The following is a 22,121-nucleotide window of genomic DNA, read 5'->3' as shown; positions in this document are numbered from 1 at the left end:
TCTCAACAGCGGCCGACCGTCAGCCGCGCACTCGCGACCAGGTCGGATCCGGATAAGAAGAACCGAGTAAGCCTACCAGCTCGTCGGCCACCCGCTCGGTGAGGTCGTGGGTCAGCGTGTGCTCGAAGGCGGCCGCCACCACGGCGTCGGGGTGATACCCGGGTGGGCTCAGCAGCACCAGCCGCGAATCGGGCAGGCGCGCGCGCACCAGCGGGGCGCCGGGCAGGTCGAGCGAAAGAAGCACCGGCTGCCCGGCATCGAGCCGGGCGCGCAGCGGTTGGTACGGGGTGCCCCGGCGGTACGAGCCGATCCGGGACCATTCCAGCAGCTCGCCGGCGACGAGTCGGCGATCGAACTCGGCGGGGGCAAGGAAGACGCGGTCAACGCCGTCGATTTCCGACTCCCGGCGCGGCCGTGTGGTCGCCGGCACCGGCAACCACACGGACGGAGAACGCGCCCGGACGAGCTCGACGACACTCTCCCTGCCGGAACCCGAAGGTCCAGCCAGGACAGTGAGCCGAGCCGCCGGGCGCGCCTCGTCATCCGTGCTCACTGCTTGTTTCTACACGCTGCCAGGTTCAGTTGGCAGCGAACTCTCCAAGCAGTGCCTTGCGCTGCTGCTCGCCGAGGCCACGCAGGCGACGGCTGTCGGCGATCTTGAGCTTCTCCATGATCTGGGTCGCCCGGATCTTGCCGATACCCGGCATGGCCTGCAGGACGGCCGAAACCTTGAGCTTGCCGACGACGTCGTCGCTCTCGGCGCGCTCGAGGACAGCACCGAGGGTGGTCTTGCCCTGCTTGAGCTGCTCCTTCAGCTGAGCACGGGCCTTGCGGATCTCCGCGGCCTTCTCGAGCGCGGCAGCGCGTTGTTCGGGGGTCAGTGACGGGAGCGGCACCAGTTCTCCTCAGGTCCCTATCGCGGCGGGCGGGGCGCACCGCCGCATCTGTGAAACGTGGTGTCGCTGTGAACCAAGGGGTCCGTGGTTCCCAGCGCGGGGAAAACTAGCGGTCAACGGAGCTTTCGGCAACGTGGGGGGCCCATGATCAACGCACAGTGACCGACCCGTCAGTCAGTCACCGGGCAGGCAATACGGCCCGGCAGTCGGCCAGAACCCGGTCCGCGGCGGCCCGCAGGGCAGCGACGTCGGGGCCCGCCGAGAGCACCTCCCGGGAGTACGACGGGAGCACCGAGCCCAGGCTCGAGCCGAAGACGGTACGCAGATCGGCTGCCCCGGCACCCTGCGCGCCGAGGCCCGGGGCGAGCAGTGGACCCCCCACGCCGGAGAGGTCGTGACCGGTGTCGCCGATGGTCGCCCCGACCACCAGACCGAAGCTCCCGAGTGGTGTCGCACCCCTGTTGAGCTGGGAAATCTCGTCGATGACGGTCTGCGCGACGGTGCGGCCGTCGGCCGTACGGGCCCGCTGCACGGCCGCGCCCTCGGGGTTGGAGGTGAGGGCGAGCACGAACACCCCGCCGCCGTGCTGGGCGGCCAGCTCGAACATCGGCGCCAGCGAACCGACCCCGAGGTAGGGGCTCGCGGTGACCGCGTCGACATACAGCGGGCTGGATGGATCAAGGTACGCGGAGGCGTACGCGCTCACCGTCGAGCCGATGTCGCCGCGCTTGACGTCAAGGAGAACGAGCGAGCCAGCATCCCGTAACTGTCGGATAGTTGACTCAAGAATCGCCACGCCCTGGGACCCGAATCGCTCGAAAAAGGCCGACTGAGGCTTGACCACCGCAACCCGGTCACCGAGGGCTTCCACGACGGTTTGGGTGAAGCGGTCAAGACCCTGAAGGTCGTCGGCGAGACCCCAACGGGCCAGTAGACCGGGATGCGGGTCGATGCCCACACAGAGCGGCCCCCGCTCGTCGACCGCCCGGTGCAGCCGGCTTCCGAAGCTCTCCATCCGGTACTCCCTCTCTCCTCCTGCCGGGCGGCGGACCGCCTCCCGGGTACCCGTCGACCACTACCGATTCAGCCGGCCGCCACCGCCGCCGCGACGCCAGCCGCGATCCGAGCCAGGTCGACGTCGTCGGTGACGTACGGCGGCATCGTGTAGACCAGGTCGCGGAACGGGCGCAACCACACCCCCTGCTCGACCGCGGCCCTGGTGGCCGCGCCGAGGTCGACCTCGTGATCGAGCTGCACCACCCCGATCGCGCCGAGCACCCGCACGTCGGCGACGCCCGACGTGCCGCGCAGGGGCTCCAGACCGGCACGCAGACCGGCGCCGACCCTGGCGACCTGCCCTGCCCAGTCCCCGGCCCGCAGCAGCCCGATGGAGGCGTTGGCCACCGCGCAGGCCAACGGGTTGCCCATGAACGTGGGCCCGTGCGCCAGCACGCCGGCGGCGGAGATGCCACGGGCGACCTCAGGGGTGCAGAGCGTCGCCGCGAGCGTCAGGTAGCCCCCGGTGAGTGCCTTGCCCACGCACAGCACGTCCGGGGTCACCCCGGCGTGCTCGGCCGCGAACATCGCACCGGTACGGCCGAACCCGGTGGCGATCTCGTCGAAGATCAGCAGCACCCCGTGGGCGCGGGTCACCTCGCGCAGCACCCGCAGGTAACCCGGGTGGTGGAAACGCATCCCGCCGGCGCCCTGGACGACGGGTTCGACGATCACCGCGGCCAGTTCGTCGGCGTACCGCTCGACGGTCTCCACCAACGCCGCCACGTACGCGTCGTCGGGCGGGTCGTCGAAGCCGCCCGGCGGAACCGGCGCGAACACCTGCCGGGGCAGCACGTCGCCCCAGAGGTGGTGCATGCCGCCCTCCGGGTCGCAGACGCTCATCGGGTGGAACGTGTCGCCGTGGTAGCCGCCCCGCCAGGTCGCCAGCCGGCGTCGCTGCGGCTGCCCGACGGCCCGCTGGTACTGCAGGCACATCTTCACCGCCACCTCCACGCTGACGGAGCCGGAGTCGGCCAGGAACACGTGCTCCAGGCCCTCCGGGGTCAGCTCGACCAGGGTCCGGGCGAGCTGCACGGCGGGCTCGTGGGTGAGCCCGCCGAACATCACGTGACTCATCCGGCCGAGCTGGTCGGTCGCCGCCGCGTCCAGCACCGGGTGCCGGTACCCGTGGATCGCCGCCCACCAGGACGACATCCCGTCCACCAGCTCCCGCCCGTCGGCCAGCCGCAGTCGTACCCCCTCGGCGCTCCGCACCACGTAGGGCGGGTTCGTCGGCGGCAGCGCGGCGTACGGGTGCCAGACGTGCGCCCGGTCAGCAGCCAGGATCTCCTCGGGTGTCACGCGTACTCCTTCGTGCCTCAGGCGGCCCGGACGGCGGACGTCCTGCGGCCGGGTCGAACCTCGCCGTCGCCGCCTCCCGCGCCGCCGCCGCTCCCATGTCCGCTGCCTTTGCTCTGCACCCACGGACGCGACACCCACGGACGCGACACCCGGGGACGCGACACTCGGGGACGCGACACTCGGGGACGCGACACTCGGGGACGCGACACTCGGGGACGCGACACCCGGTGGCCGGGTGTCGCGCTCCGGGTGGTGCATTCACGGGTGCAGAGCAAAGGGGCAACAGCGGGGGTGGGCTCCTCGGCGCGCAGCGGGCTCGGCGCCCGGTTGCGCCGGGCCAGCACCGGACCGGGGGCGGTCACCGACCGGCGACCGGTTCCGGTGCCACGGTTGCGGCCGTCGCGCGGGCGGCGGCGCGCACCAGGGCCGGGCCCCGGTAGATGAAGCCCGTGTAGAGCTGCACCAGGGACGCGCCGGCGTCGAACATCCGTGCCGCGTCGTCCGGGTCGAGCACCCCGCCGACGCCGACGATCGGCAGCCGGCCGCCGGTTTCGGAGTGCACGAAGGCGACGACGTCGCGGGCCCGCGTGGTCAGGGGCCGACCGGACAGACCACCCGCCTGGGCGCCGCGCTCGGCGTCCACAGTGGCCAGACCGGTACGGGCCAGGGTGGTGTTGGTGGCGATCACCCCGGCGGCGCCCCGGGCCAGGCACACCTCCAGCAGCTCGGCGATCGCCGCCTCGGTCAGGTCCGGCGCGATCTTGACCAGCACCGGTTTCTCTCCCACCAGGGCGCCGAGCAGCGCGTCCAGGTGGGCGCGGTCCTGCAACGAGCGCAGCCCCGGCGTGTTCGGTGAGGACACGTTCACGGCGAAGTAGTCGCCGTGCCCGCGCAGCGCCCGGTACGAGGCGAGGTAGTCCTCGACCGCCTCGTCGAGTGGGGTCACCTTGGACTTGCCCAGCGAGATGCCCAGCGGGACCCGGAGCGGGCGCGGCAGCGCCGCCAGCCGGGTGGCCAGCGCGGCGGCCCCGGCGTTGTTGAAGCCCATCCGGTTGACCACGGCCTCGCTGGCCGGCAGGCGGAACAGCCGCGGCCGTGGGTTGCCCGGCTGGGCGTGCGCGGTGACAGTGCCGACCTCGACGAAACCGAAGCCGAGCGCCGGCCAGGCCGGCAGCGCCGCGCCGTCCTTGTCCATGCCGGCGGCCAGCCCGACCGGGTTGGGGAACCGCACGCCGAACACGGTGCGCGGCGCGTTGACCGCGTACCGGGCCCGCAGCGCGGCGAGGGCCACCGGACTCCGCGACAGCGCGCTCAACCGCCGCAGTGTCCACTCGTGCGCCACCTCGGCGTCCCCACCGCCGAGCCGGAACAACTGGGGGCGTACCACCCGCTCGAACAGGGTCACTGGGCCGCCCGCAGGGTGGCGTGCAGGTCCTGCAGGGGGCGTACCTGCATGTCGCCGCGGATCCGCGCCTCGATGCCCATCACGGCCGCGGCGGCGCCGGGAACCGTGGTGATGCAGGGGATGTCGGCGGTGACGGCCGCGCTGCGGATCTCGTAGCCGTCCGAGCGGGCACTGGCACCCGAGCCCTGCGGTGTGTTGATCACCAGCGCCACGTGGCCGCCACCGATCAGCGACACCGCGTCGTCGCCCTCACCGGCCTGGTAGTGCTTACGGATCTGCTCGCAGGCGATGCCGTGCCGGCGCAGCACCTCCGCCGTGCCGGCGGTCGCGACGATCTCGAAGCCCAGATCGGCCAGCCGCTTGATCGGGAAGATCATGCCACGCTTGTCCCGGTTGGCCACCGACACGAAGATCTTCCCCGCGGTCGGCAGCGAGCCGTACGCCGCCGACTGACTCTTGGCGAACGCGTGCCCGAAGTTGGTGTCGATGCCCATCACCTCGCCGGTCGACTTCATCTCCGGCCCGAGCAGCGAGTCGATCCCCTTGCCGGCGCGCGTCCGGAAGCGCTTGAACGGCAGCACCGCCTCCTTGACCGCGATCGGCGCGTCGGCGGGCATCGTGCCCCCGTCCCCGGTCGCCGGCAGCAGGCCCTCGGCGCGCAACTCGGCGATGCTCGCGCCGAGCGCGATCCGGGCCGCCGCCTTGGCCAGCGGCACCGCCGTCGCCTTGGAGACGAACGGAACGGTCCGCGACGCCCGCGGGTTGGCCTCCAGGACGTAGAGCACGTCGTCCTTGAGGGCGTACTGCACGTTGAGCAGGCCGCGGACGCCGACGCCACGCGCGATGGCCTCGGTGTAGCGGCGCACCTCGGCCAGGTGCGAGCCGGCGAGGGTGATCGGCGGCAACGCGCAGGACGAGTCGCCGGAGTGGATGCCGGCCTCCTCGATGTGCTCCATCACGCCGCCGATATAGACCTCGCCGTCGGCATCGCAGAGCGCGTCCACGTCGATCTCGATGGCGTCGTCGAGGAACCGGTCCACCAGCACCGGGTGATCCGGGGAGATGTCGGTGGCGCGTCCGATGTAGTCGCGCAGCGTCGGGTCGTCGTAGACGATCTCCATGCCCCGACCGCCCAGCACGTACGACGGCCGGACCAGCACCGGGTAACCGATCTCGTCGGCGATCGTCTTGGCCTCGTCGTAGGACGTGGCCATGCCGTGCGCCGGCGCGCGCAGCCCGGCCCGGGCCAGCACCGTGCCGAACGCGCCGCGCTCCTCGGCCAGGTGGATCGACTCCGGGGAGGTGCCGACGATCGGCACGCCGGCGTTCTTGAGCCGCTGCGCCAGGCCCAGCGGCGTCTGCCCGCCGAGCTGTACGACCACCCCGACCACGCCCGGCCCGCCGGCCGCCCGGCCGGACGAGTCCTCCGCGTGCCAGACCTCCAGGACGTCCTCGAAGGTCAGCGGCTCGAAGTAGAGCCGGTCGGCGGTGTCGTAGTCGGTCGAGACCGTCTCCGGGTTGCAGTTGACCATGACCGTCTCGTAGCCGGCCGCCCGCAGCGCCTGCACCGCGTGCACGCAGGAGTAGTCGAACTCGATGCCCTGCCCGATCCGGTTCGGGCCGGAGCCCAGGATCAGCACCTTCGGCCGGTCCGACGGCACGACCTCGGTCTCCAGGTCGTACGTCGAGTAGTGGTACGGAGTGGTGGCCTCGAACTCGGCCGCGCAGGTGTCCACTGTCTTGTAGACCGGGCGCACGTCGAGGCGATGCCGCAGGGTCCGTACGCCGTCCTCGGCGGCCAGCTCCGGGCGCAGCGCGGCGAGCTGCCGGTCGGACAGCCCGGCCCGCTTCGCCACCCGCAACAGGTCGGCGTCGAGCACCGGCGCGTCCACGATCTCCGTACGCAGCTCGATCAGGGCGGCGATCTGGTCGAGGAACCACGGGTCGATCCCGCCGGAGGCCTCGGCGACCTCGGCGATCGACGCGCCGAGGCGCAGCGCCCGCTCGACGGTGTACAGCCGGCCGTCGTGCGGGATCCGCAACGCGGCGAGAGTGTCCGCGAGCGTGACGTCGGCCGGGTCCGGCACGGTCCAGAAACCGGCGGCCTTGGTTTCCATCGAGCGCATCGCCTTGTTCAGCGCCTCGGTGAAGTTGCGCCCGAGGCTCATCGCCTCACCCACCGACTTCATCGTGGTGGTCAGCTCCGGGTCCGCACCGGGGAACTTCTCGAACGCGAACCGGGGGATCTTCACCACCACGTAGTCCAGGGTCGGCTCGAACGCCGCCGGGGTCTTCAGGGTGATGTCGTTGGGGATCTCGTCGAGGGTGTAGCCGATGGCCAGCTTCGCGGCGATCTTCGCGATCGGGAAGCCGGTCGCCTTGGAGGCCAGCGCCGAGGAGCGCGACACCCGGGGGTTCATCTCGATCACGACGATCCGGCCGTCGACCGGGTTGACCGCGAACTGGATGTTGCAGCCGCCGGTGTCCACCCCGACCTCGCGCAGCACGGCGATGCCCAGGTCACGCAGGCGCTGGTACTCCCGGTCGGTGAGCGTCATGGCCGGGGCCACGGTGACGCTGTCGCCGGTGTGCACGCCCATCGGGTCGATGTTCTCGATCGAGCAGACCACCACGACGTTGTCCCGCCGGTCGCGCATCAGCTCAAGCTCGTACTCCTTCCAACCGAGCACGCTCTCCTCGATGAGCACCTCGTGCACCGGGCTGGCGGACAGGCCGTCGCCTGCGATGCGGGCCAGGTCCTCCGGGGTGTGCGCCATGCCGGAGCCCAGGCCACCCATGGTGAACGACGGCCGGATCACCACCGGCAGACCCAGCTCGGCGACGGTCGCCTCGACCTCGTCCATCGAGTGGCAGACCCGGGAGCGGGGCACCAGCCCGGTCGGGTCGTCGACGCCCAGGCGGACCCCGGCCTTCGCCACGATCTCCTTGAACAGCTGCCGGTCCTCGCCCCGGTTGATGGCGTCGATGTTCGCGCCGATCAACTCCACGCCGTACTTCTCCAGGACACCGCCCTCGTGCAGGGCGACGGCCGTGTTCAGCGCGGTCTGCCCGCCGAGGGTCGCCAGGATCGCGTCGGGGCGCTCCTTGGCGATGACCAGCTCCACGAACTCCGGGGTGATCGGCTCGACGTAGGTGGCGTCGGCGAACTCCGGGTCCGTCATGATCGTCGCCGGGTTGGAGTTGACCAGGCTGACCCGGATCCCCTCACTGCGCAGCACCCGGCACGCCTGGGTGCCGGAGTAGTCGAACTCGCAGGCCTGCCCGATGACGATCGGCCCGGAGCCGATCACGAGAATGTGCTTGAGATCGGTCCGCTTAGGCATTGCTGCGCCCCCTGCTGTGGTTCCGACCCTCGATCAAGTCGGCGAATCGGTCGAAGAGGTAGTCCGCGTCGTGCGGGCCGGCCGCCGCCTCCGGGTGGTACTGCACCGTGAACGCGGGCACGTCCACGGCCCGCAGCCCCTCGACCACGTTGTCATTGAGGCAGACGTGCGACACCTGGACGCCGCCGAAGTCGGTGTCGATCACCTGGTCGGGGACCACCGCGCCAGCACCCGCGCCCGGCACCTTGACCGCGAAGCCGTGGTTGTGGCTGGTCACCTCGACCTTGCCGGTGACCCGGTCGAGCACCGGCTGGTTGATCCCCCGGTGGCCGTAGCCCAGCTTGTAGGTGCCGAAGCCGAGCGCCCGGCCGAGGATCTGGCTGCCGAAGCAGATGCCGAACAGCGGCACCTCCCGCCGCAGCGCCTCCCGGGCCAGCGCCACCGGGGCGTCGGCGGTGGCCGGGTCGCCCGGACCGGGCGACAGGAAGATCGCGTCGGCGCCGGTGGCGAGCAGGTCGTCGATGCTCGACGAGGCCGGCAGCACGTGGGTGGTCACCCCACGGGTGGCGAGTCGCCGCGGCACGTTGCGCTTGATGCCCAGGTCGAGGGCCGCCACGGTGAACCGGTGCTCGCCGATAGCCTCGACGACGTACGGCTGGGCGGTGGTCACCTCGGCGGACAGGTCCGCGCCGACCATCTGCGGTGCCTGGCGGACGCGGGTCAGGAGGCTCTGCGGGTCGTTGTCGACGCTGGAGATGCCCACCCGCATGGCGCCACGCTCGCGCAGGTGCCGGGTCAGCGCCCGGGTGTCCACCCCGCTGATGCCCACCACACCCTCGGTGGCGAGCCGGTCCTCCAGGCCGCCGGTGGCGCGCCAGTTCGAGCCGATCCGGGCCGGGTCGCGTACGACGTAACCGGCCACCCAGATCCGGCCGGACTCGTCGTCCTCGCCGTTGACTCCGGTGTTGCCGATGTGCGGCGCGGTCTGCACCACCACCTGCCGGTGGTACGACGGGTCGGTGAGTGTCTCCTGGTAGCCGGTCATGCCGGTGTTGAAGACCGCCTCGCCGAAGGTCTCCCCGACGCTGCCGTACGCCTCACCGGGGAACGTGCGCCCGTCCTCTAGGACCAGGATTGCGGGTCTGCGCTTGACCATTACTTGACAGCCTTTCCGTCCAGGACCGTCGGCTCGCCACGCAGGAAGGTCGCCACGATGCGACCCGGCAGCGTCATGCGGGCGTACGGGGTGTTGCGACTGCGACTGGCCAGCTCCGCCGGCTCGATGGTGCGGTGGGCGGCCGGGTCGATCAGGGTCAGGTTGGCCGGCACGCCGGGTGCCGGGTCGATGCCGTGCCCGGTCAGCCCCGCGATCCGGGCTGGGGTGCGCGACATCCGCTCGGCGATCAGGTCCCACTCGGGACCGAGCACGTCGAGCGCGATGGACAGGGCGGTCTCCAGGCCGAGCATCCCCGGCCGGGCGTACGCCCACTCGCACTCCTTGTCCTCCACGGCGTGCGGGGCGTGGTCGGTGGCGATCACGTCGATCACACCGTCGGCGAGCGCGGCGCGCAGCGCGGCGATGTCCGCGGCCGTCCGCAGCGGCGGGTTGACCTTGAAGACCGGGTCGTAGCTCTCCGCACGCTCGTCGGTGAGCAGCAGGTGGTGCGGGGTGACCTCGGCGGTGACGCGTACGCCGCGTGCCTTTGCCTGGCGCAGCACCTCGACGCTGCCGGCGGTGGAGACGTGGCAAACGTGCAGTCGGCTGCCGACGTGTTCGGTGAGCAGCACGTCGCGGGCGATGATCGCCTCCTCGGCGACCGCCGGCCAGCCGATCAGCCCGAGCCGGGTGGAGACCTCACCCTCGTGCATCTGGGCACCCTCGGTGAGCCGGGGCTCCTCGGCGTGCTGGGCGATGATCCCGTCGAACGCCTTGACGTACTCCAGGGCCCGGCGCATCAGCAACGGGTCGGCGACGCAGTGCCCGTCGTCGGAGAAGATCCGCACCCGGGCCGCGGAGTCGGCCATAGCGCCCAGCTCGGCCAGCCGCTCGCCGGCGAGCCCGACGGTGACCGCGCCGATCGGCTGCACGTCGACCAGCCCGGCCTCGCGGCCGAGCCGCCAGACCTGCTCGACCACGCCGGCGGTGTCCGCGACCGGGGAGGTGTTGGCCATCGCGCAGACCGCCGTGTAGCCCCCCATCGCCGCCGCGCGGGACCCGGACTCGACGGTCTCGGCGTCCTCCCGGCCGGGCTCGCGGAGGTGGGTGTGCAGGTCGACGAGGCCGGGCAGGGCGACCAGCCCGGTGCCGTCGACAACTCCTGCGTCCGGCGCGGACAGGCCGGCGCCGACCTCGGCCACCACGCCGTCGCGGATCAGCAGATCGGTCGGCGGGCCGCCGACGACGCTCACGCTGGTGATCAGGTACGCGCTCACCGGTTGTTCCCTCCGAGCAGCAGGTAAAGGACAGCCATCCGCACGGAGACCCCGTTGGTGACCTGTTCGACGATGGTGGAGCGGGGTGAGTCGGCGACCTCGGGGGTGATCTCCATCCCCCGGTTCATCGGGCCGGGGTGCATGACGATCGCGTGCTCCGGCAGCCGGCGCATCCGCGGGCCGTCCAGCCCGTAGCGGCGGGCGTACTCACGCGCGGAGGGGAAGTAGGAGTCGTTCATCCGTTCCCGCTGCACCCGCAGCATCATCACCACGTCGACATTCGGCAGCACCGAGTCCAGGTCGTAGGAGACGTCGGTGGCGGGGGCGAGGGCTCCGGCGATGTCGACCGGGATGAGGGTGGGCGGGCCGACCAGGGTGACCTTGGCGCCGAGGGTGGAGAGCAGCAGCACGTTGGAGCGGGCGACCCGGGAGTGCAGGACGTCCCCGACGACCGCCACCGACAGGCCGGCCAACCGGCCCAGCCGGGACCGCATGGTGTACGCGTCCAGCAGCGCCTGGGTGGGGTGCTCGTGCGTGCCGTCGCCGGCGTTGACGACCGACCCGTCGACCCAGTTGGCCAGTCGGTGCGGCGCGCCGGAGGCCGGGTGCCGGACGACCACGGCGTCGGCGCCCATGGCCTGCAGGGTCAGCGCGGTGTCCTTCAGGCTCTCGCCCTTGGTGACGCTGGACCCCTTCGCGGAAAAGTTGATCACGTCGGCGCTGAGCCGCTTCGCCGCCGCCTCGAAGGAGATCCGGGTGCGGGTGGAGTCCTCGTAGAAGAGGTTCACTACGGTCCGGCCGCGCAGCGCGGGCAGTTTCTTGATCTCCCGGCCGGCGACGGTGGCCATCTCGGCGGCGGTGTCCAGGATCTCGGTGGCGGTCGCGGCGTCCAGGTCGGCGCCGGAGAGCAGATGCTTGATCATGAGGTGGGTCCCCCGTAGAGCTTGACCTCGTCCGTCCCGTCGGTCTCGGCGAGCGTCACCTTCACGCTCTCGGCGAGCGAGGTCGGGATGTTCTTGCCGACGTAGTCGGCGCGGATCGGCAGCTCCCGGTGGCCGCGATCGACCAGGACGGCGAGCTGCACGGACGCTGGGCGGCCCACGTCGTTGAGCGCGTCGAGCGCGGCCCGGACGGTGCGGCCGGAGAACAGCACGTCGTCGACGAGGATGACCCGCTTGCCGTCGATGCCGCCGGGCGGCAGCTCGGTCGGGCCGATCGCGCGGGTGGCGTGCCGGCGCAGGTCGTCGCGGTAGAGGGTGATGTCGAGCACACCGACCGGAACGGCGACGTCCTCGAAGGTGCTGATGCGGTCGGCGAGCCGCCGAGCGAGGGGGGTTCCTCTGGTGGGAATCCCAAGAAGCACCGTGTTGGCGGCGCCCTGGGTCTTCTCCAGGATCTGGTGGGCGATGCGGTCGACCACGCGTTGCACGTCGGCGCTGGCGAGGATCACCTTCACCGAGGGTTGTCGCGGTGGTGACGAGCGGGCAGCCGGTGGGTATGCCACGGCGGACCTCCTTCCCCGCCTCACTGGACGGGTCGTTAAAGGATGTCGGGCACCTCCGGCCGGACCGCAGAGCGCTCCTGAGCCGGGGCTTCACGCCACGTTACCAGTGGTCACCGGGCCGATGGACGGCGGCCACTGACCACCGGATCAGCACCACGAAAGGGGATAACTTCCCAGACGCTCCCCAACGGTAGGGTCACGACCACTTGACCACGTGTCCCATTCCCCGTACCGTCACGCTCCGTAGCGATCGACGGGAGAACCCCGAGCAGCACTGGGAGTGTCCGAATGCCCTCTGAATACGCCAAGTCTCTGGGCGCCCGCCTGCGCTCCATCCGCCAACAGCAGGGTCTTTCCCTGCAGGGTGTGGAGGAGAAGTCGAACGGGCGGTGGAAGGCCGTGGTGGTCGGCTCGTATGAGCGTGGCGACCGGGCCGTGACGGTGTCCCGTCTGGCCGAGCTGGCCGAGTTCTACCGTGTCCCCGTCTCGGAGCTGCTGCCTGACGGCAGCGGCGTCCGTCACGAGCCCACCAGCAAGATCGTCCTGGACCTGGAGCGGCTCTACGACGAGGCCTCCGAGGACCTGGCCTACGTCGCGCGCTACGCCCGCGCCATCCAGCAGCAGCGCGGCGACTACAACGGCCGGGTGCTCTCCATCCGCGCCGACGACCTGCGGGCACTCGCGATCGTGTACGACGCCTCACCGTCGGGCCTGATCGAGCGGCTCACCGAGCACGGTGTGCTGGTGGCCGACCCCCGGGCGTTCTTCGCCTCCTGAGCTGTCGCTTCACCTGATCTGCGGCTTCACCGAAAGGGCCCGTGCCGGATGGCACGGGCCCTTTCGCGTTGCGGCGTTCGTCGGTGCGACGCTCAGCGGGTGGCGTACTCGGCGATCCGGCCGAGCACCCCGTTGAGGAAGCGCGGCGAATCGTCGGTGGACATCTGCCGGGCCAGCTCAACGGCCTCGCTGATCGCCACCGCGTCGTCGATCTCGTCGACGTAGAGCAGCTCGTAGACGGCGATCCGGGCCAGATTCCGGTCGACGACCGGCATCCGCTCCAGCGTCCATCCCTCGGCGTAACTGGCGATGAGCTCGTCGATCCGGTCAAGGTGCTCGGCGACACCCTCGACCAGGCCCACCGCGTAGCCCAGGTGCTCCGGTCGGGGCTGCTCGATCCGCTGCACGTAGCCGGCGAGCACCTCCACCGGAGGCTTGTCTCGTAGGTCGGACTCGTAGAGGACATCCAGCGCCCGCTTGCGCGCCTTGCGGCGCGCCGGCATCTGCTGCTTGGAACCCTCAGCCATCAGGCGCGGCCGAGGTAACGGCCGTCGCGGGTGTCGACCTTGATCTTCTCACCGGTGGTGATGAACAGCGGAACCGGCACTGTGGCACCGGTCTCCACGGTCGCCGGCTTGGTGCCACCGGTCGAACGGTCGCCCTGCAGGCCCGGCTCGGTGTAGGTGACCTCCAGCACGACACTGGTGGGCAGCTCGATGTAGAGCGGCACCCCCTCGTGCTGGGCGACGGTCGCCTCCGCCTCGGGCAGCAGGTAGTTGGCTGCCTCACCGACGGTGCCACCGGGCACGGTGATCTGGTCGAAGGTCTCCAGATCCATGAAGACGAAGTCTTCGCCGTCGGCGTAGAGGTATTGCATCGTGCGCTTGTCAACGGTCGCGGTTTCGACCTTGGTGCCCGCGTTGAAGGTCTTGTCGACCACCTTCCCGGACAGCACGTTCTTCAGCGTGGTGCGCACGAAGGCACCACCCTTACCGGGCTTGACGTGCTGGAACTCGACGACGGCCCAGAGCTCGCCGTCCAGGTTGAGAACCAGGCCGTTTTTGAGGTCGTTGGTGGAGGCCATTTCCTGCCTTGATCATCAATTGGCGGACAGACCTTACGAGTCTACTAGCTGCGCCGAGACTCGCTGACCGCCCTACTTCGGCGCGGGCCACCCCTTGGGCATCGACACCCACGGAGATAACGCAGAGCGACCTTTCAGGGAGGCACCCCTCCCCTGGTCGACCCCCTTTGCTTTGCATACCTATATGCGACAGTCACGCACCGTACCGGCAGGCTGTCGCACCTACGGCAACGCGGCTCGCATATTCGCAGCTCACCGCCCTGTCGCATCCGCAGGTGCAGAGCAAAGGGAGCGAGCAGGCAGGTGCCCTAGCGTCGGGCGGGGGACGCGGAGTGACGCTCGCCGACGAGAGTTGGCGATCACAATCGGTGATTTGCCACAGACCGGCGCGAAAGACGGTGAAAGGTCGGGTGCGGCGGGCGGGAAGCCGCCGGTCAGGCGGCTCGGGTGGCCAGGTGGTGCAGTGCGAGGCGATAACCGTCGATGCCGAGACCGCAGATCACCCCGGTCGCCACCGCGGACACCACCGAATGGTGCCGGAACCCCTCACGGGCGTGGATGTTGGACAGGTGCACCTCCACCAACGGCCCACGCAGCATGGCGCACGCGTCGCGCACCGCGTACGAGTAGTGCGACCAGGCGGCCGGGTTGAGCACCACCGCGGCAGCCTCGTCGGCGGCGGCGTGCAGCCAGCCGAGCAGTTCGTGCTCGGCGTCGGTCTGCCGGACCGTCACGTCCAACCCCAGTTGCTCTCCGGTGCGCTCGCAGAGCGCCACCAGGTCGGCGTAGGTGGTCGCGCCGTACACCTCGGGCTCGCGGGTGCCCAACCGGCCCAGGTTCGGCCCGTTCAAAACATAGACCTTCACGGCGTTGCCACCTCCCGGTAGGCGGCCTCCAGCAGCGCGTCGTCCGGGCCCTCCAGCATCGCCGGGCGGGCCAGCCCGTCCAGCACCACGAAGCGCAACCGACTGCCCCGGGCCTTCTTGTCCACCCTCATCGCGGCCAGCAGCTGCGGCCAGGCGTCGGCCGGGTAGCTCACCGGCAGATCGAGCGCGGTCAGGGTGACCCGGTGCCGGTCGGCGGTCGGGGCGTCGAGCCGGCCGGCGAGCCGGGCCAGCGCGGCGGCGTACACCAGACCGACGGCGACGGCGTGACCGTGCCGCCAGCGATAGCCCTCGTTCTGCTCGATCGCGTGGGCGAGGGTGTGACCGTAGTTGAGCACCTCCCGCACGCCCGACTCGCGCAGGTCACCGGCGACCACGTCGGCCTTGACCCGGATCGCCCGCTCGATCAGCTCCCGCGTCACCGGGCCGCGTGCGTCGGTGGCCGCCTCCGGGTCGCGCTCGACGAGGTCCAGGATCGCCGGGTCGGCGATGAACCCGCACTTGACCACCTCGGCGAGCCCGGCCGCCAGGTCGACAGCGGGCAGACTGTCCAGGGTGGCCAGGTCGGCCAGCACACCGACCGGCGGGTGGAACGCGCCCACCAGGTTCTTGCCGGCGGCCGTGTTGATGCCCGTCTTGCCGCCGACGGCGGCGTCGACCATGCCCAGCAGCGAGGTCGCCACCGGAACCCAGCGCACCCCGCGCAACCAGCAGGCCGCGACGAACCCGGCCAGATCGGTCACCGCGCCACCGCCCACCCCGACGACAGCGTCGGTACGGGTGAAGCCGGCGGCCCCGAGCCGGTCCCAGCAGGAGGCGGCCACGTCGATCTGCTTGCCCGACTCGGCGTCGGGCACCTCGATCGGCAGCGGCTCGATGCCGGCGGCGCGCAGCCGCTCGCCGAGCGCGTCCGCCAGGGCCTTGAGCGGGGGCGCGTGCAGCACCGCCGCACGGCTCGCGCCGGGCAGCAGGCCGGGCAGCGCGCCCAGCAGGTCACGCCCCACCAACACGTCGTACGGCCGCTCGCCGCCGACCGGAATCCGGGTCACCTCGTCCATCGCCGGCAGCCTAGTCGAGCGGACGACGTGGTGCGGGCGGCTGCCCACCTGCTGGCCGGGTCGCCCAGTCGGCGAGCAGTCGGGCGTGCTCGGCCACCTCGGCGCGCAGCGCGTCCGGGTGTCGCACCGTGAACGGGCAGCCCAGGCCGGCGAGCAGCGCGGCCATACCCGGCAGGCTCTCCGCCCGGGCCCGCAGCAGCACCCCGTCGGTGGCGGCGGTCAGCTCGGCCACGCTGGGCGGGATGCGGCGACGGGCGGTGACCAGGTCGGTCTCCAGCAGCACCTCGACCTCGTGTGTGTATGGCACACCGGCCAGTGACCGGGTCACCCGGGCAACCGGGTCGAAGCCCTCCGGGACGGTGAACGTCGCCCCGCCCGGCGTCACGGTGCCGATGCGGTCCAACCGGAACGTGCGGACCTCGCCACGCCGGTGGTCGTGGCCGGTGACGTACCACCGGCCGGAGTGGAAGACCAGACCGTACGGGTCGAGCTCCCGGTGCGACTGCTCACCGCGCCAGGAGCGGTAGTCCAGTGCCACCCGCTGCCGGTGCCGGGCGGCCGAGGCCAGGGCGAGCAGGGTGCCCGACGTCGGCCGCAGCTCCGGCTCGGGGCGTCGCAGGGTGAAGCCGAGGTGCTCCTGCACGGCCGCGAGTCGGTCGGCGAGCGCCGCCGGCAGCACCCGGCGGATCTTCGCGAGTGCCGTGGCCGTGGCGGGCTGCTCGGTGGCCAGCCCGACCCGCTCGGCGACGACCAGGCCGAGCAGCACCGCCACCGCCTCGTCGTCGGTGAGCATCAGCGGTGGCAGCTTGTAGCCCGGGTGCAGCCGGAAGCCGCCGTGGCGGCCCCGGTCGGCGGTGACCGGGATGCCCAACTCGACCAGGGTGGCCGCGTACCGGCGCACGGTCCGCTCGTCGACGCCGAGCCGCGCGGCCAACTCGGCGGCGGTCGCGCGGTGCCGGGCCTGGAGCAACTCCAGCAGAGCCAGCACCCGACCGGCGGGATGTGACACGGGCCACTCCTTCAAACCGGGCGGATCCTGTCCGGATTCGATCGTACGGTCTGTCGGTAACCGAGAGAAGGAGCGACAGATGGCGACGTTCGTACTGGTGCCGGGCTTCTGGTTGGGCGCCTGGGCGTGGCGGGAGGTGACCGCGACCCTGCGCGCGCAGGGTCACGACGTGCACCCGATGACGCTGACCGGGCTGGCCGAGCGCGACCACCTGGCCGGGCCGGAGGTGAGCCTGGAGACCCACACCCGCGACATCGTCCGGCTGATCGAGGTCGAGGACCTGCGCGACGTGCTGCTGGTCGGGCACTCCGGCGGCGGCATGCCGGTCGCCCAGGCGGCGGACCGCATCCCGGACCGCATCGCCCGGGTGGTCTACGTGGAGAGTGGTCCGCTGCCCGACGGCACCGCGCAGTTCGACACAGTGCCCCCGGACGAGCAGCAGCACCTGCGGACCGCGATCGGCGACGGGCACCTGCTGCCGCCGCCGGCCTGGGATCCGGCCGCCGACCCGACCAACCTGGCCGGCCTGGACGAGCCGACGCTGGCCCTGCTCCGCGCCCGGGCCACCCCGCAGCCGCTGCGGGCCGCCACCGACCCGGTGCGGCGCACCGGCGGGCGTCCGGTGCCGACCGCGCTGGTCGCCTGCACCTTTCCGCTGGCGGTGGTGGAGCAGATGATCAGCGAGGGCCACCCGTACTTCACCGGGTTGGCCGGTGGTCAGCTGTTCGCACTGCCCACCTGCCACTGGCCGATGCTCAGCGAGCCGAAGGCCCTGGCCGACGTGCTCGACGCCGCGGCCCGAGGCTGAGCGCTGCCTCGGGAAGGGCGCCGTCGCCCGGCCGGTAGCTCACCGGCCGGGCCGACGTCAGCGGGGCAGCAGGGCGGTGATCTCGTCGACGATCGCCGCCGGGGGCCGCCCGTCGGTGGTCACCGTCGCGGTGGCGACCTCGGCGTAGAGCGGCCGGCGCTGGTCCATCAGGTGCTTGAGGGTGGCCCGCGGGTTGAGCGCCAACAGCGGCCGGCCGGTGCCGAGCCCGACCCGCTTCACCGCGTCAGGCAACTCGACCGAGAGGTGCACCACCCGGTGCCCCACCAGGGCGGCCCGGGTCTCCTCGGCCAGCACCGCGCCGCCGCCGAGGGCGAGCACGCCCGTGCCGGCAGCCAGCGCCGCGGCCACCGCGGCCCGCTCGAGGGTACGGAAGTGCGCCTCACCCTCGTCGATGAAGATCTCCGGGATCGGCTTACCGGCCATCTGCTCGATGTCGGTGTCGGTGTCGCGGAACTCCACCCTGAGGGCGTCGGCGAGCGCCCGCCCGACGGTGGTCTTGCCGCAGCCGGGCGCGCCGACCAGCACGACGAGCGGGGCCATCAGCGGATGACCAGTGCGTCGAGGTATCCGGCCAGGTTGCGGCGCATCTCGGCGATCGAGTCCCCACCGAACTTCTCGGTGGCCGCCTCGGCGAGCACCAGCGCCACCATCGCCTCGGCGACGACCGCCGCGGCGGGCACCGCGCACACGTCGGACCGCTGGTTGATCGCGGTGGCCGGCTCGCCGGTCGTGACGTCCACGGTGGCCAGCGCCCGGTTGAGCGACGAGATCGGCTTCATCGCGGCGCGGACCCGCAGCGGCTCACCGGTGGTGATGCCGCCCTCCAGCCCGCCGGCGCGGTCGGTGACCCGGCGGACGCCGGTGGCCGACGGAATGATCTCGTCGTGCGCCTGCGAGCCACGGGATCGGGCCTGCTGCCAGCCGTCACCGATCTCCACGCCCTTGATCGCCTGGATGGACATCAGCGCGGTGGCCAGTCGGGCGTCGAGCTTGCGGTCCCACTGCACGTGGCTGCCCAGCCCCGGCGGCACCCCGTACGCCAGGACCTCGACCACGCCACCGAGGGTGTCGGCGGCCTTCTTCGCGGCGTCGACCTCGGCGACCATCAGGGCGCTGGCCTCCGCGTCGAGGCAGCGCAGCGGGTCGGCGTCGATGCGGGCGGCGTCGGACGGGGTGGGGCGCAGACCGGGCTTCGCGGCCACCGGGCCCAGCTCGACGACGTGCGAGACGATCTCGATGCCGAGCGCCTGACGGATCAGCGCCTTGGCGACCGCGCCGACGGCGACCCGGGCGGCGGTCTCCCGGGCGCTGGCGCGTTCCAGGATCGGCCGGGCGTCGGTGTGGCCGTACTTCTGCATGCCGGCCAGGTCGGCGTGGCCCGGCCGGGGGCGGGTCAGCGGGGCGTTGCGGGCCTGCCGGGCCAGCTCGTCGGGGTCGACCGGGTCGGCGGCCATCACGGTCTGCCACTTCGGCCACTCGGAGTTGCCGACCCGGATGGCCACCGGGCTGCCCAGGGTGACGCCGTGCCGCAGGCCGCCGAGCAGCTCGACCTCGTCGCGTTCGAACGACATCCGGGCGCCACGGCCGTAGCCCAGCCGCCGGCGGGCCAGCTCGTCGGCGATCACGGTGGTGGTCACCTCGATGCCGGCCGGCACCCCCTCCATCATCGCGACGAGGGCGGGACCGTGCGATTCACCTGCAGTCAGCCAGCGCAACACGTCGGTCAGTCTGTCACGGCCGGTGGCCGCCCCGCCGTGCCGCCCGGCGCGTCCCGCCCTGCGGACGCGGACGTCCGCAGGGCGGTCACCGGGACCCCGCCTGTTCCTGCCAACGCCGTACGTCGGCCAGCAGTTCTCGCAGCCGAATCACGTGCACCGCGATGGGAAACCACGAGTACACGCGGGACGCGGTCAGCGGCGCCTCCCGTCCGTCCCGGAGCGTCAGGACCAGACAGTGACCTTCGAGGAAGCCACCAGGCCGGCCGAGATGCACCTCGGCCACCTCCGTTCGCTCGTACGTGCGCCGCACGAAGAGCCGGACATCGGTGACCGAGGAGTCGGTGATGGAAACCCTGACGACGGCCGCCCGCCACGCCAGCAGTACGAGAACGATGCCGGCCCCGACACCCAGCGCCTTATCCGGTGCGCCCTCAGCGGTCACCACCGACGCGGCAGAGGCAACGGCGAGAACGAGCAGGAGCCCGACCTTGTACGGCTGCTCGGGTGAACGCAGTTCCCTAGTTCGCAACTCCCCACTGGACGTCACTGTTTCGCCAGCGCTGCAGCCCCTTTGAATTCTTCTCAGCCTGGATGCCCTTGGGTCAATTCGACTTGCAATGGACCGAGGGATACTCAGCTTCGAGGCGGCAGGAGTGGATCGATCAGCTCCGTCGTGCACCGGTTCAGATCCCCCGACCGCGCTTGTGCAGGGTGCGCAGCACCGCGTCGGCCCTGACCACCCGACCGGCGACGGCCAGGGCCAGGTAGGCCCGCGGCTCGCGGGGATTGCTCCGCAGGGTACGTCGGGCCCAGCGCAGCGCGCCCCGGCGGTCGCCGGAGGCGGCCTGGGCGAACGCGATCTGCCCGGCCACCCGGGCCTCACCGGCCGGTTGGCTGGCGAACTCCGGGTAGCGCTGCAGCAGCCATTGCAGCGCCTCGGAGATGGTGTCCCAGCGCTGCGCGAAGTACGAGCGTTTGTGCCAGCGAACCAGCACCGACGGCGTACGCAGGTTGATCAGCGGCGCGCTGCGCGCGGCCCGGAGCAGGAACTCGTAGTCCTCCGCGTAGCTGCCCGGGATCTCCTCGTCGACCAGGCCGAAGCCGTCGCGCAGCGCGCTGGCGCGGATCAGGAAGGTCGACGGGTGCAGCTCCGTCATCCGGTCGCGCAGCAGGTCGTCCAGGGTGATCCGGTCCTTGTCGAGCACCCGGTCGACGGTGTGCCCGTCGTAGCTGACGCGGATGCCGCAGCAGACGAACTCGGATTCCGGGTGGGCGGCCAGCGCGTCGACCTGGGCGGCCAGCTTGCCGGGCAGCCACTCGTCGTCGTCGTCGCAGAACGCGACCAGCTCACCGCCGGACGCGACGGTCCCGCTGTTGCGCGCACCAGCCAACCCGGGCGTACGGGAGTTGTGGATCACCCGCACCGCGCGGTCCGGGCCGGTCGCCAGCTCGGTCAGCGACTCGTCCGACGCGGACTGGTCGAACACCACCACGGCCTCGATCGAGCCTGGGTATTCCTGGGCCAGGATCGCGCGCACCGCTGCCCGCAGCAGTTCGGGACGGTCCCGGGTGGGTACCACGACGCTGATGCTGGGCTGCTGGGTCATCGGGTCTCCTTCGTGCCCGGACGTGGCCGGGACCGGACCCGCCACCGGGATGGGCGCGGGGTCGAACCGGCAACCAGGTCGTCGACGATCCGCCCGACCCGGGCCACCGCCGCCCGTCGCGCCTCGTGTGCGTCGGGGTCGGCGGCCACCGCGTACCGGGAAGGGTCGGCCAGCCCGGTCGTCAACGCGTCGTGCAGCGCCTCCCGGGTCTCGCAGAGCGCCACCAGCCCGGCCGCGCCGAGGCGGCGGGCGAAGAGGAGCTGGTGGTCGTCGACGTGCTCACCGCGCGTCGGGTCCCGGGGAACCACGATGGGCAGGTGGCCGTGCCGGCGGGCCTCCAGGATGGTCGCCGGGCCGCCGTGGCAGACCACCAGGTCGGCGTGGACCATCGCCTGCTGCAGCTCGTCGTGGCCGAGGAACGGCACCGCGCCGGGCAGCGACGGCGCGTTCGTGTGCCCGTGCTGCACGGTCAGCCCGACTGGGGCGGTGACCTGCGCGTGCCACTGCGTCAGCCAGTCCACGAGCCGGTCGAAGGGGTGCTTGTCGGTGCCGACCGCCACCAGCAGCTTGAGTTCAGCCGTCGACGCGCTGTCGCGCTGACGCGGCAGGCGGGACGACTCCACTGTCGGCTGCGGCTGCGGCTGCGGCTGCGGACGCCGGGCGGTGCCCGTCTCCCCGGTCACAGCAGCGTCCCGACGACGGTCGCCTCGGGGTACTGCCGGCGCTGCTCGTCCCACTGCACGAGCATCGCGGACAGGAACGGGCGGCAGAGCCGGGCGGTCAGCGTCGGGGTGTCGATCCGGTCGTACACCTCGATGTAGACGGTCGGGATGCGCCGCAGCCGGGCCAGCACCACGAACGGCACCGCCACGCCGGCACCGGTGGTGACCACCGCGGCGACCCGCCGGGCCCGCAGGACCCGCCAGGCCAGCAGCGCGTTGCGCAGCAGGTTCGGCACGTTGCGGGTGGTCGGGTGGTGCGCGGGCACCAGATCCTCACCGTTGAGCAGGGACAGCGCCTCCGGGGTGTCAAAGGTGACCCAGCAGCGCTGCCACTGTTCGTACCAGGGCCGCAGGGCGAGTAGTTGGGCCAGGTGTCCGCCGCTGGATCCGACCAGCAGCAGCACCGGCGCCGTACCGTCATCGTTCTTCGTGTCCACGCGACTCCCCACAAGTTCGCTTGGAATTTCAGTTCACGCCACGCAGAAGCAGATCA

23 protein-coding genes are annotated in these 22,121 nt (G+C 71.8%); 2 read left to right on the top strand and 21 right to left on the bottom strand.

Annotation, left to right across the window (positions count from 1 at the left end):
• Positions 1-19: 19 nt before the first annotated feature.
• The 10 genes from GA0070619_RS07905 to pyrR all read right to left on the bottom strand — a co-directional run bounded on the left by GA0070619_RS07905 (position 20) and on the right by pyrR (position 11,940).
• Entirely contained in the window at positions 20-553 is a 534-nt protein-coding gene (locus tag GA0070619_RS07905; protein WP_088947462.1) for a nucleoside/nucleotide kinase family protein, read from the bottom strand.
• A 25-nt stretch (positions 554-578) separates the two neighbouring features.
• Entirely contained in the window at positions 579-896 is a 318-nt protein-coding gene (mihF, locus tag GA0070619_RS07900) for an integration host factor, actinobacterial type (protein WP_030335662.1), read from the bottom strand.
• Between the two features lie 178 nt (positions 897-1,074).
• Positions 1,075-1,911: an orotidine-5'-phosphate decarboxylase gene (pyrF, locus tag GA0070619_RS07895; RefSeq protein WP_088947461.1), complete on the bottom strand. Its 837-nt coding sequence runs from the start codon at positions 1,909-1,911 to the stop codon at positions 1,075-1,077.
• A 68-nt stretch (positions 1,912-1,979) separates the two neighbouring features.
• Complete coding sequence (locus GA0070619_RS07890; RefSeq protein WP_088947460.1) at positions 1,980-3,254, bottom strand: adenosylmethionine--8-amino-7-oxononanoate transaminase; 1,275 nt, start codon at positions 3,252-3,254, stop codon at positions 1,980-1,982.
• Between the two features lie 358 nt (positions 3,255-3,612).
• A complete protein-coding gene (locus GA0070619_RS07885; RefSeq protein ID WP_088947459.1) occupies positions 3,613-4,659 on the bottom strand; it encodes a quinone-dependent dihydroorotate dehydrogenase in 1,047 nt (348 codons plus the stop codon).
• On the bottom strand, positions 4,656-8,003 hold the full coding sequence (gene carB / locus GA0070619_RS07880; protein ID WP_088947458.1) for a carbamoyl-phosphate synthase large subunit: 3,348 nt from the start codon (positions 8,001-8,003) through the stop codon (positions 4,656-4,658). Before carB ends, GA0070619_RS07885 begins: the two co-directional genes overlap by 4 nt.
• Complete coding sequence (gene carA / locus GA0070619_RS07875) at positions 7,996-9,159, bottom strand: glutamine-hydrolyzing carbamoyl-phosphate synthase small subunit (RefSeq protein WP_088947457.1); 1,164 nt, start codon at positions 9,157-9,159, stop codon at positions 7,996-7,998. The genes carB and carA overlap by 8 nt, the downstream gene beginning before the upstream one ends.
• Positions 9,159-10,436 carry a dihydroorotase gene (locus GA0070619_RS07870; protein WP_088947456.1) on the bottom strand — a complete coding sequence of 426 codons (1,278 nt, stop codon included), beginning with the start codon at positions 10,434-10,436 and terminating at the stop codon, positions 9,159-9,161. The genes carA and GA0070619_RS07870 overlap by 1 nt, the downstream gene beginning before the upstream one ends.
• Positions 10,433-11,359, bottom strand: a complete 927-nt coding sequence (locus GA0070619_RS07865) for an aspartate carbamoyltransferase catalytic subunit (RefSeq protein ID WP_088947455.1) — start codon at positions 11,357-11,359, stop codon at positions 10,433-10,435. Before GA0070619_RS07865 ends, GA0070619_RS07870 begins: the two co-directional genes overlap by 4 nt.
• Entirely contained in the window at positions 11,356-11,940 is a 585-nt protein-coding gene (pyrR, locus tag GA0070619_RS07860) for a bifunctional pyr operon transcriptional regulator/uracil phosphoribosyltransferase PyrR (RefSeq protein WP_088947454.1), read from the bottom strand. The genes GA0070619_RS07865 and pyrR overlap by 4 nt, the downstream gene beginning before the upstream one ends.
• A gap of 288 nt (positions 11,941-12,228) precedes the next feature.
• On the opposite strand from pyrR, the gene bldD reads away from it, so the two are divergent.
• A complete protein-coding gene (gene bldD / locus GA0070619_RS07855) occupies positions 12,229-12,717 on the top strand; it encodes a transcriptional regulator BldD (RefSeq protein WP_007458348.1) in 489 nt (162 codons plus the stop codon).
• A 92-nt stretch (positions 12,718-12,809) separates the two neighbouring features.
• Here the strand turns inward: bldD and nusB are convergent, their stop codons facing one another.
• The 5 genes from nusB to GA0070619_RS07830 form a co-directional block, all read right to left on the bottom strand.
• Entirely contained in the window at positions 12,810-13,220 is a 411-nt protein-coding gene (nusB, locus tag GA0070619_RS07850; RefSeq protein ID WP_172862180.1) for a transcription antitermination factor NusB, read from the bottom strand.
• A gap of 23 nt (positions 13,221-13,243) precedes the next feature.
• Entirely contained in the window at positions 13,244-13,801 is a 558-nt protein-coding gene (gene efp, locus GA0070619_RS07845; RefSeq protein ID WP_007458344.1) for an elongation factor P, read from the bottom strand.
• Between the two features lie 434 nt (positions 13,802-14,235).
• Positions 14,236-14,667: a type II 3-dehydroquinate dehydratase gene (aroQ, locus tag GA0070619_RS07840; RefSeq protein ID WP_088947452.1), complete on the bottom strand. Its 432-nt coding sequence runs from the start codon at positions 14,665-14,667 to the stop codon at positions 14,236-14,238.
• Positions 14,664-15,743: a 3-dehydroquinate synthase gene (aroB, locus tag GA0070619_RS07835; protein ID WP_088947451.1), complete on the bottom strand. Its 1,080-nt coding sequence runs from the start codon at positions 15,741-15,743 to the stop codon at positions 14,664-14,666. Before aroB ends, aroQ begins: the two co-directional genes overlap by 4 nt.
• A 10-nt stretch (positions 15,744-15,753) precedes the next feature.
• Complete coding sequence (locus tag GA0070619_RS07830) at positions 15,754-16,752, bottom strand: helix-turn-helix transcriptional regulator (protein WP_088947450.1); 999 nt, start codon at positions 16,750-16,752, stop codon at positions 15,754-15,756.
• 79 nt (positions 16,753-16,831) lie between these two features.
• Between GA0070619_RS07830 and GA0070619_RS07825 the strand changes: the two genes are divergently transcribed.
• Positions 16,832-17,560: an alpha/beta fold hydrolase gene (locus GA0070619_RS07825; protein ID WP_088947449.1), complete on the top strand. Its 729-nt coding sequence runs from the start codon at positions 16,832-16,834 to the stop codon at positions 17,558-17,560.
• A gap of 57 nt (positions 17,561-17,617) precedes the next feature.
• Here GA0070619_RS07825 and GA0070619_RS07820 read toward each other — a convergent pair whose 3' ends face one another.
• From GA0070619_RS07820 to GA0070619_RS07795, 6 genes are all read right to left on the bottom strand, one after another.
• Positions 17,618-18,121: a shikimate kinase gene (locus GA0070619_RS07820; RefSeq protein ID WP_088947448.1), complete on the bottom strand. Its 504-nt coding sequence runs from the start codon at positions 18,119-18,121 to the stop codon at positions 17,618-17,620.
• Complete coding sequence (gene aroC, locus GA0070619_RS07815) at positions 18,121-19,299, bottom strand: chorismate synthase (protein WP_088947447.1); 1,179 nt, start codon at positions 19,297-19,299, stop codon at positions 18,121-18,123. The genes GA0070619_RS07820 and aroC overlap by 1 nt, the downstream gene beginning before the upstream one ends.
• 85 nt (positions 19,300-19,384) lie before the next feature.
• Positions 19,385-19,828 carry a hypothetical protein gene (locus GA0070619_RS07810; protein WP_157743931.1) on the bottom strand — a complete coding sequence of 148 codons (444 nt, stop codon included), beginning with the start codon at positions 19,826-19,828 and terminating at the stop codon, positions 19,385-19,387.
• Positions 19,829-19,982: 154 nt separating this feature from the next.
• A complete protein-coding gene (locus GA0070619_RS07805) occupies positions 19,983-20,906 on the bottom strand; it encodes a glycosyltransferase family 2 protein (protein WP_088951630.1) in 924 nt (307 codons plus the stop codon).
• Positions 20,903-21,529 carry a glycosyltransferase gene (locus GA0070619_RS07800; RefSeq protein ID WP_088951631.1) on the bottom strand — a complete coding sequence of 209 codons (627 nt, stop codon included), beginning with the start codon at positions 21,527-21,529 and terminating at the stop codon, positions 20,903-20,905. The genes GA0070619_RS07805 and GA0070619_RS07800 overlap by 4 nt, the downstream gene beginning before the upstream one ends.
• A gap of 56 nt (positions 21,530-21,585) precedes the next feature.
• On the bottom strand, positions 21,586-22,065 hold the full coding sequence (locus GA0070619_RS07795) for a glycosyltransferase family 28 protein (RefSeq protein WP_088947445.1): 480 nt from the start codon (positions 22,063-22,065) through the stop codon (positions 21,586-21,588).
• Between the last annotated feature and the right edge of the window lie 56 nt (positions 22,066-22,121).

It is taken from the genome of Micromonospora zamorensis (assembly GCF_900090275.1).
GTDB classification, from domain to species: Bacteria; Actinomycetota; Actinomycetes; order Mycobacteriales; family Micromonosporaceae; genus Micromonospora; species Micromonospora zamorensis.
Note: the sequence above shows the minus strand (reverse complement) of the source record. Positions and strands in the feature narration are given on the sequence as shown.